The organism is Bradyrhizobium lablabi, assembly GCF_018129385.1.
GTDB lineage: Bacteria > Pseudomonadota > Alphaproteobacteria > Rhizobiales > Xanthobacteraceae > Bradyrhizobium > Bradyrhizobium lablabi_C.
Genome location: NZ_JAFCLN010000004.1, coordinates 368790 through 383713 on the forward strand (window position 1 = coordinate 368790; position 14924 = coordinate 383713).

Annotated in this window: 16 protein-coding genes; all 16 read right to left on the reverse strand. The window is 60.2% G+C overall.

The window, feature by feature from the left end; genetic code table 11:
- Positions 1-72: 72 nt before the first annotated feature.
- A complete protein-coding gene (locus JQ628_RS11295; protein ID WP_212222613.1) occupies positions 73-2085 on the reverse strand; it encodes a hypothetical protein in 2013 nt (670 codons plus the stop codon).
- A complete protein-coding gene (locus JQ628_RS11300) occupies positions 2085-3425 on the reverse strand; it encodes a hypothetical protein (protein ID WP_212222614.1) in 1341 nt (446 codons plus the stop codon). Before JQ628_RS11300 ends, JQ628_RS11295 begins: the two co-directional genes overlap by 1 nt.
- A gap of 8 nt (positions 3426-3433) precedes the next feature.
- Positions 3434-4324, reverse strand: a complete 891-nt coding sequence (locus JQ628_RS11305) for a tail fiber domain-containing protein (RefSeq protein WP_212222615.1) — start codon at positions 4322-4324, stop codon at positions 3434-3436.
- Positions 4324-4731, reverse strand: a complete 408-nt coding sequence (locus tag JQ628_RS11310; RefSeq protein WP_212222616.1) for a hypothetical protein — start codon at positions 4729-4731, stop codon at positions 4324-4326. Before JQ628_RS11310 ends, JQ628_RS11305 begins: the two co-directional genes overlap by 1 nt.
- A 294-nt stretch (positions 4732-5025) precedes the next feature.
- Complete coding sequence (locus tag JQ628_RS11315; protein ID WP_212222617.1) at positions 5026-6501, reverse strand: hypothetical protein; 1476 nt, start codon at positions 6499-6501, stop codon at positions 5026-5028.
- 3 nt (positions 6502-6504) lie between these two features.
- Complete coding sequence (locus tag JQ628_RS11320; protein WP_212222618.1) at positions 6505-6945, reverse strand: hypothetical protein; 441 nt, start codon at positions 6943-6945, stop codon at positions 6505-6507.
- Positions 6946-6960: 15 nt separating this feature from the next.
- On the reverse strand, positions 6961-8958 hold the full coding sequence (locus JQ628_RS11325; protein ID WP_212222619.1) for a hypothetical protein: 1998 nt from the start codon (positions 8956-8958) through the stop codon (positions 6961-6963).
- Entirely contained in the window at positions 8959-9141 is a 183-nt protein-coding gene (locus tag JQ628_RS11330) for a hypothetical protein (RefSeq protein ID WP_212222620.1), read from the reverse strand.
- 17 nt (positions 9142-9158) lie between these two features.
- Entirely contained in the window at positions 9159-9812 is a 654-nt protein-coding gene (locus JQ628_RS11335) for a phage adaptor protein (RefSeq protein ID WP_212222621.1), read from the reverse strand.
- Positions 9800-10120 carry a hypothetical protein gene (locus JQ628_RS11340; RefSeq protein ID WP_212222622.1) on the reverse strand — a complete coding sequence of 107 codons (321 nt, stop codon included), beginning with the start codon at positions 10118-10120 and terminating at the stop codon, positions 9800-9802. The genes JQ628_RS11335 and JQ628_RS11340 overlap by 13 nt, the downstream gene beginning before the upstream one ends.
- On the reverse strand, positions 10120-10416 hold the full coding sequence (locus JQ628_RS11345; RefSeq protein WP_212222623.1) for a hypothetical protein: 297 nt from the start codon (positions 10414-10416) through the stop codon (positions 10120-10122). Before JQ628_RS11345 ends, JQ628_RS11340 begins: the two co-directional genes overlap by 1 nt.
- Position 10417: 1 nt before the next feature.
- A complete protein-coding gene (locus JQ628_RS11350) occupies positions 10418-10798 on the reverse strand; it encodes a hypothetical protein (RefSeq protein ID WP_212222624.1) in 381 nt (126 codons plus the stop codon).
- Between the two features lie 61 nt (positions 10799-10859).
- Complete coding sequence (locus JQ628_RS11355) at positions 10860-11822, reverse strand: DUF5309 domain-containing protein (protein ID WP_212222625.1); 963 nt, start codon at positions 11820-11822, stop codon at positions 10860-10862.
- Between the two features lie 9 nt (positions 11823-11831).
- Positions 11832-12905, reverse strand: a complete 1074-nt coding sequence (locus JQ628_RS11360; protein WP_212222626.1) for a hypothetical protein — start codon at positions 12903-12905, stop codon at positions 11832-11834.
- 14 nt (positions 12906-12919) lie between these two features.
- Positions 12920-13216, reverse strand: coding sequence for a hypothetical protein (locus tag JQ628_RS11365; protein ID WP_212222627.1), 297 nt, complete (start codon positions 13214-13216; stop codon positions 12920-12922).
- Positions 13213-14904 carry a portal protein gene (locus JQ628_RS11370; RefSeq protein ID WP_249127742.1) on the reverse strand — a complete coding sequence of 564 codons (1692 nt, stop codon included), beginning with the start codon at positions 14902-14904 and terminating at the stop codon, positions 13213-13215. The genes JQ628_RS11365 and JQ628_RS11370 overlap by 4 nt, the downstream gene beginning before the upstream one ends.
- Positions 14905-14924: the final 20 nt, after the last annotated feature.

A 14924-nucleotide genomic window follows, 5' to 3' on the forward strand; every position in this document is an offset into this window, starting at 1 on the left:
CCTGCCCGCTGCCATTGGCTGGCTCATCTCATTCGCCTTCACTGTTGCGATTACCTATTATGTGCGCGGGTACTAGCGCCGCGCTTCAGTCGCTGCCGGCGTGACCGAAAGACCACCAGCCGCTGCCCGTCCCATCGATCGGGTAATCATCTGGATCTGCTGAATACGCCGGGTCGTTTCATCAACCATTCGCTGAAGCGCCGCAGGGCTCATGTTTGAGCCGCGCTGGAGAAGGATATCTGCGACCGCCTGACGAACCTGGGCAGTGTTGCCCGTCAACGCATTCTGGCCCGCAGCAAGCGAAGTTCGCAGCGCGCCACTCCAGTTACCAGAGAGAAGCTGACCGACCAGAGTTGGACTGACGCCCATGGCCGCGTCGTCGTTCAGGTTCTCGGCCGTCTTGGAATTGCCGACCGAGGCGTGTCGGGTCTGGAACATTGTGTTTTCGCGACCGATGCGCCGCTGCATCATGGCATTGCCGGGAGCCATAACCGCAGCCTCGTCGGCGAAGGCATCGTTGATGAGCGGCCGCGCCTTATTGGCGCCGAACGCCGAGCCCTGCGTCTGAGCGATCAGCGGATCAACGTAGCCGGCTCGGTAGGCCGCCTGCTGATCCGGCCGCATGGTCGCATAGGCCGGGATCACGTCTTCAGTCCGGCCGCGCATTGAGGCATCGCGTCCAGTGCCGACAGACTCGATCGCTTGGCTTTGCTGGCGGAACTGGTTGCGCGCTGCGGCGTATGGCGCGGAAGCCTGCTCAAGCTGACGGTCAAGAGCGTTGCGCACAGGAATCAGAACGCGCTGCATCGTCGGGCGCGCGTTGTCGATCATGTTATCCAGCTCGGTCTTGACCCTGAACGCCTCCTCAAACCGAGACACCTGAGATCGGCCGTCAGTGAGCAGCCCCCTAGCGCGGCGAAGCGTCGCCTCAATAGAGTCGTCAGCGATATTGGACTGCGGGTTAAACAGCCGGCTAACGCCGGGCTGCAAAGTCCGGTCAATCTCTTGGATTGCTGGGGTGACATTTACCGAGCCCGCCTGTTGCCGCGCGGCACCATACGCTGCATCGGCATCAGCAGCCCTCTGGGCCGTCAATCTTGCTTCCGTCTGTGCGGCCGTCTGCGGCGCGTCGAAGCCCTCTGATAAGGCGCTGGCAATCCGGCGTCCCTGCCCGGCCTGCCGCTGATCCAGGAACTCAAGAACATCAGTTCTCGCCCTGCCCGGTGACCGAGTAGTCGTCGCAAGCATGCGTTGGCCGGCGTTGCCCAGCGCGTCAGCCAGCGTATAGGCACCCTGCCCTTCGTTGGCAGCCTGCACCATGTCGAGGCTGAGTTGGTTCGGCGTCAGGCCGCTTTCCTCTACCGCTCGCGCAACCTGACTTTGGGCAAAGCCCTGCGGATTGAAGCGAGCGCGAAGATTGCTGATGACCGGAGAAGCAACCTGTCCAATAAGCGAGGTTAACCCCGGCGCAACAAGACCAATGCCGCCGCCGACTAAGCCGCCCAACAAAGCATTGTTGAACCGCTCCTTGATGCCGCTTCCCTCACCGGCACCAGCCAGCGCACCAAAGGCCGCGCTATCACCGGCAGAGGCAAGAGATCGGCTGAGAATCCCGGCATTCTGGGGAAGGTTTCGCGCGAAGGTGAGCCCAGCACGCAATGCGCCCGCGCCAGCACCAACGCCGCCGCCGATTTCTACCGCGGTTCCGAGAACGCCCGTGTTCTGGCGGGCATCGTCAAGGATCAGGTCTTCCCGCGCCTTCGCGTAGTTGTATCCCTCGCGCGGGTCGAATGTGCCGCGCTTGACCATCTCCAACGGAGTAGACAGGCCAGCAAGGACTTCATCGGCGAAGTTTAGCGTTGCGCCCTGAGCCAAGCGGCGAGTGTACCCGGCGCCGGTATCGATGCCCTTAGCCTTCAGCGCGTCTCGCTCTTCAATGGCCGCTTGCTGGTACTTGTCGGGCTTCGGGGCCTCGGGCGTCCCGCGCAACCGAGTTATCTCGCCGGCAAGAACACGAGCGGCCTCCACGTCTCCAGCGGCATCAGCGTTAATAAGAGCGCGTTCTAGCGCGGCAGTATCTGCCATTATTGGCCGCCGTACTTCTTCAGGAGGTCGTTGACAGAAGGTGTTGCCGCGGCAGGAGTAGCAGGAGCCGCCGACCCGCCTCCAGCTTTGGCCTTCAGCTTATTGACGCCCGACTCGATAGCGTCGCGGAAGTCTTGCAGCGCCTGCTTGAAGACCTCTTCGCTCTGAGCGCGATCGAGGCGCGCCATTGCGGCCTCGGCCTTCTTGCCTTCAATATCGGTGATTGCGCCACCGCCCTTGAGCAGATTGTACGCCTGAAGGAAGGCTTGGCCCTGCAACTGTTTGTAGCGCGCAAGAGCGTCGTTGCCCTTCTCGCCCAGCATCCAGGTTGGGCGGTATTGATCGAGCGAACCGACGATGGAGCTAAGGCCCTCGTGCTTCATCAGTTCGTCAATCTTGGCCTTGGTGGCCTCCGCATCAGCAATCGCGCCCGGCACTGCGGCCTGAGCCTGCCCCTGAGCCTTGCCGCGCTCTTCCGCCGCCTCTTTGCCCTGAAGGTCTTTTGGCTGCTGCCCGACAAGCTGTCCCGTGCGCTTGTCTATGATGCCCCAAGTCGTGCCGAGGTCCACCTTATCGACACCGCTCGAAATCTTCACGCCTTCGGGAAGCTTGGTCTGGATGGCCTCGCCGCTCTTGCCAGTCTGGATCAGGACCGTATTGCCATCCTTGTCCGTGCCGTACTGCGGCGTCAGCGAGTATTCACCAGATACCGCCCTCTTTCGTTGCATGAACTGCTGGAAAGTAAGATTCGGCTCTTCACGCTTGGCAAACTGATATTCCTTGATGTCGTCAGTCTGACCGCCGCCAAGCAGGTTTGTGGCCGCCTGCGGATTGAGGACAGCAACCATTGCTTGGTTAGGCGTGAGACCAGCCCCGACATACGCCTGAAACAACTGGCGCTGATTCTGCTGCTGTACCGACCGCGGATCGTTGTAGTTGCCCGTAAGCGCACTGATAAGACCGCCACCGTTCGCAACGCTTTGGATGCCGCGCAGGATTGGATTTTCAGAGAAGCCGGGGCCAAATGAAGGCTGTTGTGCAGGAAGCTGGCCTTGCGCAGGCTGCGCGTTCGGAGGAATAGTTGCTTCTCCGGTCGGAACGGGAGTGAAGTCCGCCATCTGACCAACGCGCGGCATTTGATTGTTGCCAACAGCGATCGGAGTAGCCTGACCGGATGGCGCCCCAACGGGGCCATATGGCCACTGAGCGCTATCGATCGGATTCGACTGATCAAAGCCTTGCGACTGCGGAATCTGGCTAAGGCTCGGCTGCAAGCGAGACAGCAACCCGCCCTGTGAGTAGGTTCCGGGATCAAACAAATAGTCGAGCAGACCCGCCATCTATGACCTCAGCCGAAAAGCTTGAAGATGTTGCCGGCCGTCGTGCCGCCACCGCCGCCGAACAGATTGCTCAAGCCGCCAGTAATGCCCATGAACTGCTGGACGCCCGACATCTGGTTCGTCGTCGTGCCAGTTCCGGAGGACTGCCCGCCCAATCCAGCAATCGGAATACCGATGTTCGCCAGCAGGCCAAGGTTCTGAACCGGAATGCCGCGCCGCGCCGCCTCTGCTGCAAGGGTCGCATTCGCGCCCGCATTTGCCGCGTCGTTCGCTGCACTCGCTGCACCAACGCCCGCACCCTGGTTCGCAAGGTACTGTTGCTGAAGGCCCGCAAGCAGGCCGGCGTTCGTGTTGCCGGCGTTGTAGAGATTGCCAGCCGCCGTCTGCTGGTTCGCAACGTTCCGATTATACTGATCCTGAATGATCGGCGCGACGCCCTGCATGATGCCGCGGCCGAGCGCCTGAGAGTTGGCGCCTGAGAAATCCCTACCGGCCGCCGCGAACTGGCCATTCGTCGCGTTGGTGATATCGCTTATGGTCGTGTTGAGAACGTCGCTAAAGCCCGGCGTATTGCGCGGATCATAGTTCGTATTCGAGGCGAGCGGGTTGGTTTGACTAACATAGCGGTCATAGCCGGACTGGATATTGCCGGTCTGATTGAGCGCGCCGCCGCCACCCAGCAGCGTAGTTGCATAGTCCTTGATGGCAGGTGCGAACTGGCCCGCGGTCTGTGCGTTCTGCGTCAGTTGGTTGAGCGCAGTGTTCTCGTTCGAGGTCAGGCCGGTATTGGAAAGGTTGCCCTGAAGCTGGCCGAGGATGCCTTGTAAAAGAGGCTGAGCCGGCGCCCATGGATTGGTCTGGCTCTGCTGCGTCGTCTCTTGCTTGCTAGTACCGCCCATTAGCTATCCAGTCTTCGTTCGAGCGTGATCCACGCAACGTCATAGTCCCTGAAAATCCGCTTCCAGCCCTCGCGGCCTGAAATGCGGGAGATGACGCAACCTTCATTGCGCCCGTAGTCCTCAATCTCTTCGTACAGTCCGCGCCAGTCCTGTCCCTCGCCGCCGCACGCGACGACATCGAGAACCAGGCCGCGCGGGTCATGCACTAAACGAGTGACGCAGGCGGCCTTCAGCGACCCATCCCAGACGATCCAGAGCAGCGCTCCCTTATCGATTTCGCGCTTTACCTCGCCGATGGACCATGAACCGCACCGCTCGGTTGCCTTCTTCAGCAAGGGCTCGGCGTGAGGCCAGAACTCGTCAACTTGCGGCGGGTATACGCAGACGAGATCAGCCGATGATCGCATACGAGAACGTCCGCGAGGCTGTCGCTGAATTGGCATGTGTCACAGTGAACGACCCGTTCGCTGTTGCAGAGATGTAGATCGTTCCCGCTCCCATCTCAGCGCCCGCATTCGCCGTCGTTGGCGTAATCGAGATGTGCGAGCCCTCTGCGCAATTCTCGTTTGTAACCGTCGTCGTCGCCGCGCTCGTCGTGCAAGTAAACGTTCCCGTCGCATTCGACCGGCCGGAGGCCAGTTGCTGGAGCGAGAGCGCGAACTTGTAGAGGTCTTTCTCAGTTAGGCCCGGGACGTATGCGGTCACAATTGCCCCGTCTGCACGAAGTCAGGCACAACGCCCGCGAAGTATGTCCACGTCGTACCGGAGGGGATGCGAAGCCTCATGCGGGCGTATCGCGTGTCCCTGATCTGCGGATCAATGCGGCCTGTGCGCGAGCTGATCGAAACCTCTGCGTCATCGTTCGATGCCTGCCCTTGCGTCAGGCGATGCGAGACAAGACCAAACACCGATGCCGAGTCTGTGACGGGACGAAAGCCGCGAACCGTGATTGTTCGCTCATCCGTCCCCTGCTCTCCGGTCTCAAGCGTTGCCTCTAAATTCGATCCCCGGAAGAAGCTCAGCTTATGACTGCTGTCGAACTGCGCGATTTCAGGCTGAACCGCGGTAGCATAAGCATCAAGGCTGATCGTCAGCGCATCAATCGAGCCCGAAATGCTGTCCAGAGATTCCAGCGTCAGGCCCGTTTGAGAAATGCCAAGCAGATATTCACCCGAGACAGACAACGGGAAGAACCTGTCCAGCAGGATGTCATAGCCCAAAATCTTGTCGAACAGCCCCGTTGTGCCGTTCACCGACTTGTAAGCCCAATAAACCCGAGGGCTCCGGGGATCTGAGGCACCAATGAACAGTTGCAAACTGCCCTTGTCGAGGTCGGCAATAAAGGTGCGGTCTACTTTTTCTCTCCCTATCGGCTCCGGATACCCGCCCGGCGCGATCTTCTGGAAACCCTGCGAGGAATAGAACAGGATATTCTCGCCTGCTCTTACAATCGAGTAAGGCGCATAGAGGCCCTTGTCTTGCGCGATGCGATCGATCTGAAAGATGATCGGCGAGCCCGGCACGTAAGACATGCGCCGGATGGCCTGATCTTGAAAGATAATCCCGTACTCACCGCCAGCGACACCGCGGACAATGCCACCATCCGGGAAGTCCTGAAAGTCAGACCCTCCTACCCCGCTCGTCCAGCTATCGGCGGCGTTGAAGTTGTTCAGCCCCGACCATTGGATACGAAAGGGCGCCGAATCCAGACCAGACAGAACGAGGAAGCGGCCCACAACACTGATATAAGAGGCCTGCGGCGGCGATCCGAGCGCATCAACGAACGTCGAGGGCGACGCAAGGTCAAAAACCTGGAGCGGCGCATTCCTCTGTGTGGCCCAGACCAAACTTCCCGTTTGGGCGAACTGCCATTGAGCATCGGACGAAAGATCGGTGTAGGCCACTCCTCCCTTGGAAACATCGCCCCATGAGAGGTTGGTGTTGCTCATCTTGTAGAGACGGTTCGACGTACCGGCGAATGTCGTGACTGATCCATCGTCGTTAAGAGCATAGAACGCCCCACGGCAGGGCGCGGCTATCGCTTGCGAGAATTCTTGAGCGGCAGGAAACGGGCCATAGCCATCACCCCTCGGAATAACGTTCAGGATGCTCTTCGTTGCCTGCGCTTCGTAGTCGGCAACGTCAGGCCGGTACTCTCCGATTTGCAGAAGCGGCATGTGTTAGGCCGACGCCCTTGCGCACGCTGCCATGATGGCCTCAGCAAAGGCGGACAGCCTGTCACGGAGTTTTTCGTTTTCGATTGCCGCCGCCTCGACGCTCGCCTTTAGAGCGTCCTTCTCCGCCACTAGGCCGGCTTTGACCGTCTCGAAGTCGGCAACAAGCTTTTGCTTCTCGGTCGCCGCCTGCGCCCGCTCCTCAGAAAGCTGAGCCAGAAAGACGGCGAACTTCTCGCCAAGATAGGCTTGGGCCTCCTCTGCCGTCAGGTCTTTGGCCTTGTCTGGCGCGAAGGGCGCGGCCAACTCGTTTTTGTCGGTGTTGACCAGCGCCGTGCCGGTCTGGAGTTGGTATGTCTTGATTGTGCCTAGTGCGCCGTCCTGCGGATTCCAGTTGCCGCGGATCAGCAATTCATAAAACACGCCTTCGTGCTGTTCGATGGGCATTGTGTTCCTTTTCCCTTAAGCGATAGCGGTAACGTTGGTGCCGGCGATCTTCCACGCCGAGCCGTTGTATGTGACAAGGCCGCCAGTGCCCGCGCCTACGCCTTCTTGTGTGCCAGCGCCGTTGAATACGCGGCAGTTCGAGCACCACACCGCTGAGCCAGCAGTGCCGGCCGGCAGGCCCGCAACAGTGAAGGAGCCGGCCTTCAGAAAGGTGGTCGCCGTAACGGACGTGCCGGAAGCGATCGCCTTTGCGGCGTAGATGCCGCCAAGCGTGTTGATTGCGCCCGCTCCGGTGCCAATATTGGCGTCAACCGTTGATGCAAACGACACGCTATCGTCGGCAATCGATAGCCGCATGGTTCGCGCTGACGTATTGGCATTGAAGTATTCAAGGTCACTGCTGGTGCCGGTTGCCTCAATCGCGGATACATGACCCAGAAACCAAATCGTCCCCGCAGTCGCGTTTTTGCGCCAAGAGACAAAGGCGCCCTGCGCAGTCGCGTTCGCACCATTTAAGGCAAGGAAGGCGTTAAGGGCGCCAGTGCCGCCCGGCCCAATCGTTGCAGTTTGCCCGCCACCGCCTGCTGTGAGAGTGGTAAAGGTGCCCGCCAGCGGCGTCGAGCTGCCGATAATGACGTTATTGATCTGGTTGCCGCCACCGGAAACGGTGCCGCCAAGCGTAACGGCGGGAATCGTCCATGCGCCTGAGGCTGTCCATGTGCCCTTAGCGACTGACGCATCCAGCGTCTTGTTGTCGAGTTCCTGCGTTGCGTCCAGCGTGACCAGCGTCCCGCTGGCGTCCGGCAGCGTCAGAATCCGCGAGGTCGTCAGCAACACCGGATCGATCTTGAAACTGATGCCCGTCGTCTTCAGCCAAGAAGGGCGCTCGGATGCGTCCGTGTAATATCGGTTGCCAGATGCGGGCGCGCCGGGAGAGCCCGACTGCGCGGGCATCTCAAGATAGCCCTCGCCGGCCGTTCCGCTGAGATAGACCTTTGGCGCCCGCACCGTTCCAAAAAGGAAGGTGGTGGTATGGTTGGAATTGCCCAACACCACCTGATTGCTTGCCGTCGCCTTGGCGCGATGGCCAATCATGATGCAGTTGTTGAGGTTCTGAATGCCGCCCGTGAAGCTGGCGCCGAACCCAACCGCGACGTTTTGCGAGCCCGTCAGGTTCTGGTTGGTTGAGGCGTCCGTGTGATCGTCGCCATAGAGCGAGTTTCGCCCAACCGCAACGTTCTCGTCACCCGTCGAATTGCCCGGATTGGAATCGACACCAACGCTGGTGTTGGATTCGCCATCCGTGTTCGAATAACCGGAGTCGCGCCCAACAAAGGTATTGTTGCTGCCCGTGGTGACGTTGTAGCCGGCTTGCAAGCCGAGCGCAGTGTTATGCCCGCCGGTCGTGATCTTGTAGAGGGTGCTGAGACCAACGGCCGTGTTTGCGGTCGCCGTTGATCCAAAGCCCATCGAGTTGTCGCCGATAGCAACGTTGCTGTTGCCCGTCGAGAGCGACGGCATGGCGCCGTAGCCGATGGCGACGTTGGAATATCCTTCCGTAACCGCCGGCAAGGTTTGATTGCCAATGGCGACGTTGCGATAGCCGGTCGTGAGGTTGTGCAGGGCATTTATGCCGATGCCCAGATTTTCGGAGGCGAGAGTTGACGCACCACCACCAGGCGAAAGCGTGTCGTTGCCCGCATCCTCGCCGGCAAAGATGTTGTCGCCGTCTGCGCCGGTCGGGTTGATCGTCCGCCAGAACGTAAGATCGAGCGTTGCCAGCGTGCCGGTGGTCGGCAGCGTGAGATTGGTTTCGGCGCTGACGTTAAGCGTTATCGCATACGCGCCGCTAATCGTGATCGTGCTGGCGTCGTCGTTGGCAACGCCGGTGCCGCCCTGTGAGGGCGTCCAGGGCCCATCCTGGTCGTGGTCAGCGTCCCACTTCGGGCCGTCGATCAGCGCGGTATCGTCAGGAGGTGCGCCAGTCTGATCGCGATGCCTGATCTTGCCCATTTATTGCGGCATCCACGTCGTTGATTGCTGAGTGCTGGCGTCCCAAACCTCGACGCCCCCGGCTGGGTTGCCGAGCGCGAAGACGCGTTTGCCGTTGTGAAAAGCATGGGAGAAAACAAGGGTGCTGAAGACGTGCAGGCCGGCGTCCTCGTTCGACCATCTTTCAACCTGAGCCTTGGACATGCTAGTTGTCCAAGTCGTCACGGAGCGACCCCCGAAACCCGCATAGTGAGCGGACCAGCGTTGAACGTGGAGGTCATACCAAGATTGTTCAGCGCATCGATCGCGTTCGAGAAGCCCGCAGCCCAGACCTGAATGCGCTCATCGTTCTTAAGGTAAGGCGTAGCCTCCAGCAAAGTCCCGTAGAGATACGCATCGGGCGCCAGATCAAGCAGCCAGTTCGTGGTATTGGAGGACAGTGCGGGGATGTTCTTCCGATAGACCATCTCTACGTCGTAGTTCTGATCTGGCGTCGGGAGCAGTTCGATCTCGTCGCCCATGATGGTGAAGAACTGAGGCCGCCCAGATACATTCGCAGCGCTGTACCTGATCTCGTCCATTTGAGTGCCGGAGCGAAACTCAAGACACGGCTTGCCGGAGACGCTGGAGAGCCGGATGCGCCGCATCGACTGGAAGTCACTCGGCAGGGATACAAATTCCGGATCGGTTGTCCCGGTATCGAGCGTCGTGACTGATCGCTGCTCCATCTGCCGGACAAACAGCGTCCGGTTCAGCTTGGCTTCGCAGAGCTGGATAAAGCTCGGGATACGCGCAATCAGCGTCGTGTCCTGATCTCGGCCCAGGTATTCAGTCGCCGCCGTTTGCAGAGTCGTGTAATTGGTTATCGTTGCCACGACCAACCTACTTGCAATGCGGGCTTGTCAACGCGAAGATATGCCCATTCCGGGTCTTCAAGCTTCCTCTGAACGATCGCGTCAAACTCGGGGGTGAACATCCGCAAGGACGTGTTGCCCTTGCGGTGTTCTTCATCAAGCCACCTGACATAGATCACGTTCGGGATGCGCGCGACGTGGCGCCCCCAATCGCTGCGCTGCTGCTCAGTGCGTGCAGCCCTATTCCATTCAAGGATGGGCTCCACGTCCTGAACGTGCTGGACTGTGAGGTCTTGGCCGTTGCTGTCGAGATGAAAGCGAACGTCCATCAGGCAAGTTCCGTCACCCAGAGCGTTCCGGCCGTTGCCGTCACGAGGCCGCCGGTCGCCGCCTTGATGGCGGAGATGCGTTGGCCCGGCGTAACCGTCACATACTCGATCCAGTTAGCTGGCAAGAACGGGTCCGAAACAGTTGCAGTCTGCGCGCCGTCGCCGATCTTGAAGTGACAGGCAGAGTTGGCAACCAATCGGAGCTGATAGGTCTGGGCACCAAACGCATTGGTGATCGCCGTCGAGGCATCGTAGGCGATTACCTGCGTGGTGCTGTTGCGGGCAGACTGCTGCATCTTAGCTCACCAGGATGTCGGCGTAATAGGTCGCAGGTACCGTGCCTGATCCGGCACCATCGGAAATGAACTCGATGTTGTTGCCGGCATCGCCCAAGTTGGCTCCGCTCGGCACAACCTCTGAAACCACTCCGGCTGCGGAGCTGGTATGGCTCTGAGTCCATGTCGGGATGGTGATCGCCGTTCCCGCCGAGCCTGACACGCCAATCTTGGCCGTCAGGACGTTTGGCGCGGTGGTGACGGCGGCGTGAATGACGCAGCCGAGGAGAACGATCTTGCCGCGGACAGGCATCGTCGAGAATGAGCTGCCAGCGGTCGAGATATCGGCATTGTAGGAAAACACCCGAACGATATTGAGCGGGCGATTGACAGGAAGTGCCATTTAAGCCTCCAAAGAAAAGGCCGCCCCGTGAGGAGCGGCCATAAGGTTGATGTTGAGAGGCTTACGAGGTGGTGTTGTCGAACACGCCACCGGAGGCCTTCTCGTTGCGCGCAACGAGGGTGTACTCCGACAGAACCTGACGACGCTCCGAGTCGCCCGTCCGAGCCAGCGGGATGGAAACCATCTTGCGGCCGTTCAGATAGGCAATGGCCCACTTTTCCATCTCAAGAACGAGCACGTCACGGGAGCGCTGGAAGCGGTTCGGAACCACCTTCAGTTTGCCGAAGTCCGACTCGTAGGCATCGACAGAGGCTACGATCTTCTTCGACTTCGCCTCTTCCATCGGGGTGCTGCGGCCGGTGAAGGTCGAGAACACCTGCTTGTTGAAGGCCCCGGTAAAGATGGTGTCCGGCTTGCCGCCATTGGTCCAGATGGACGAAAGGACGGTCTTCAGCCGCGCCTCGGTGAACGCAAGCTGCGTACCGTCCGTTCGAGTGCCGGTGCCGTCAGCCGCGGAAGGATCAGCGGCGCCGCCGGCCACACCCTTCGACGTGTTGGTCTTGATCCAAGACAGAACCGAAGCCACCTTGCGCGCGGTGCCTTCGGCGCCGACGTTCTTGGCCTGGTTGGTGCCGACAAGGATGGTCTCCATGTCGCGCTTCAGTTCGAGGCCCTTCAACATCTCCTGATAGGCCAGTTCGTTGTCGCGGCCGGCATGCTCGACTGCCTGCTGGGTGCCGGAAACGCGGGCAACCTTGTCCGAAATCTGGCAGATATTGCCAAGACGAACGGTCGGGGTTGCGGCATCGGTCGTGGCGTCGTCGCCTTCCAGAACCGCATTGGAGCTGGAAGCGGCAGCGAGTGCCTGGGTCTGCCATTCATGATTGACGGCGGAGGCCTTCTCGCGCTCGGCGCCGGTCATGAACGGGGTATCGGTCGGATCGATCCGATAGATCATATCCGACAGGTCTTCGCGATTGCCGATCGCGTCGTAGGTGAGGAAGGTATCTGCATCAACAGCCATTGTAGTCTCCTATTTCCGGCGCATCTGCGCAGCACGTAGGGCTTGCGCGTCCTTGAGCGATCCGGACTGTTCAAGTTTTCGGGTGAGGGCTTGGATTTGCTCGGAAGCGGCATGGCCTGCTGGCCGCGCAGTTCCGGGCTGCTGAACGGGAGGAAGGTTCGGCTTGACGACGGCCTTGGGCGCGTTCTGGATGTCCCGCAGCTTCAAAGAGTCGGCGAGGAGTCGCTGAATGCGATGGTCATAGATGGAAAGACGCTCCTTCCCACTAGCCAGCTCTGCGAGTTCGCTTTCCTTGAAACCAAGATCGTGGAGAACTTCCTTTACAACGCGGTTACGTAGCTTGGCGCCCTTCTCCTCGTCTGCAAGTTCGGGGATCAGCTCGGCCGCCTTAGCGTTTTCCGCCTGGACGTGATCGTTCCATTTGGTCTGCGCTTCGGTCGTCTTGCGCTGCTCGGCCTGCTGCAGCTCGGCCTGCACGCCCTGCATCTTCCACTGGTAAACCTGGAACTGCTGGAAGCGGAACGGGTCTTCCGCCTGCATCCTTTCCACGTCTGCCATTGACTTGATGTCGGCGAACGGGCTGGCGTCATGCAGCGCCTGCATCAAGGCCGGGAGCTTGGCCTCGTACTGTTGCCTTGCTTCATCCGCTTTCTGGCGTTCGGCCTCGACGGCCTTGCGCTGTTCAGCGACTTCGTTCTGACCTCGGCGAAACTCACGCTCCCTCTCCTGTTCGCGAGTGTGCAGGTATTCCTGCGTCTCGCGAGGCAAGGACTGGAAACGTTCCTTTTCTGCCTGCGTCCAAGACCTCGGCGGCTCGATGGGCGGCAGTTCTGCCGGTTCGTTCGCCTTGGTTACTTCAGCGGGGTCCGTTGCCGGGTCGCTGTTGGCTTGCGCCAATTCGGGTTGCTCAACCGGAGCCTTGGGCTCGACGGGAGCGGGTTCTTTCGGCTTGTGCCGGGCCGTTGCGAGGGCTCGCGCGGCCTGTGAAATGGAAAGGTCTGCGCCGGTATCGGCGGCGGGAGTGATGACAGCAATGGGGGCGGGCGCCGCTTCCGCGACGGGAGCGCCGGCTACGTCAGACATCGATTTTCCTTGTGTTAGCGCCGCCCGAACAGGCGTTTGCGCTCTGCGGTTTCGGCAAGGGCCTTCAATTCAGCCGCTGCCAGCTTTCCGTCGCTCACCACCTTGTTGAGGTGATCGCGGACCTTGCCGACGATGTTGATGGCGAGGAATAGCTTTTCCCGGCCCGATACATCGTCAATCGTGGTATTGCGCCATGCGCTCGTATAGGACGTTTCCAGCCCCTTGAAGGCTTCGACCAGCAATTCATCATCAAGCAGGCGCTGCGCTCTGGTGGCCTTCGCCTGTGCCTTGGAGAGGGCTTCTTCGCTCACTTGTCGCCTTTCGGCTTGGCCTTGGCTGCCTTGTCTGCCAATTCCATCTTCTGGTTATGCGCTTCTTGGCCCTGCACGGTCTTGAATACGCCCGCCTCCATCTGCTGGCGGTGCTGCTCTGCGTTCTGCGCCATCTGCTGCTGGTGCATCTCGCGCTGCATGTTCAGCTTCTCGGTCTCAAGCTGGCGCTGCAACTCGAACTCAAGCAGCGCAAGCTCCTTCTTAAGCTGGAACTCCTGCTGAGATTGAATCATCTCGGCTTCGGTCTTGCGGTTCTGCGTCGCAATGTCGGCCTCGGCCTGCGTCGCCTCAATCTGGGCCTTGCGCTGATCCGCCCGCTCATCAAGCTGAGCCTGAACCGCCATGTTCTGCTGGTCGGTCTGCGCCTTCATTTGTGCGACCTGCACAGCCTCTGGAACTGGCGGCGGCGGCGGCGGATTGAGCAACTGACCTGTTTGCGGGTCTTTCGCATCCGGGTCCTTGAAGAACTTATCCGGGTTCTTGTGACCCATGATCTTGGTCAATTCGGCGGCCGTGTTGTAAAGCTCACGATCCCCAACCAGGTTGGTCTTGCCGGCGGCCACGATCTCCTTCTGCACATTGGCCAGCGCCATCTGCTGGGCAAACTGCTGCGCTTTGCCGCCAGTCCCAAGGCCGACATTGATGGTCATGTCGTCGCGCGTTTTCCAGTTCCGCGGATCGACGTTGACCCATGTATTGCGGAGCCGAACGGTCTGCGCTTGCTGGCCGTGCTTGCGAATCGTGCCGTGCAGCAGCGAGAAGATATCCCGCACGCCCTCAGCCATAATGCGCGCAATCAGCTTCACCCGCATTTGAGATGCACTGAACACCTGCGCAACCGCCGTCGCGCTCTGGTTCTGCAAGGCGTCCGCGTCGATGCCCTGTGTCTGCTTGGAAAGGCCCGTGCGGGTTTCCAGCTCGGCATCCAGGTACTGCATCATCGGATAGATCGATGACGTGATGTCGGGCACGACCTGCCAATTCAGCCCGCCAGCAGTCTTAGTACGCACAACGCCGCCGGGCCGAGAAACCAGGAGGTCATCAAGAGTATTAGGACCAGCGTTGGCCTCTGCAACCTCGACCCTCGGATTGTTGTGCAGATACAGGTTATCCAGCGCCGCGCGCTTGAGCGCCGTCTTTTCCCTTTGCAGGGGCATTACAAGATCGGCAATCGACCGGCCAAAGAACCGATGCGTCATCGGGACCGGCGTTGTCGCCGCGAACGGAACGGCGTCGTACTGAGTTACGCACTCCTTGCCGTCCTTGCGGAGTATTTCGCCCTGCTCGCCCCCGGTAATGACCTGGTACAGTCCGGGCTTGCCGTTGCCCTCGTAATCCATCCGAACATAGTGCTCGGTGATCTTGACGAAGCGGGCGGATGGGTTGGCGGTGGAGCTACCTGCCCCTAGATTCTCCTGCGCCGTGTCGCGTGCCGTGGTCTCGATGTCGTTGTTGCCGACATAGGCCTGCAAGCCACGAATCTGGGCCTCGTCAAACCCTTCCGCGATCAATTGCGCTTCGGTCTTGGTGACAACCTCGTGGAAGCAGTAATTCGAGTCCTTGACGTTCCTGGCGCCGCGCTCGATCCCGAACTCCTCGGGGGGCACGCCCATAACCTTAGCGCACGAATATTTCTTGGTCGTGACGACCGTGACGTCGTGCAGCATGGGCGCGACTTGTGCGGCGG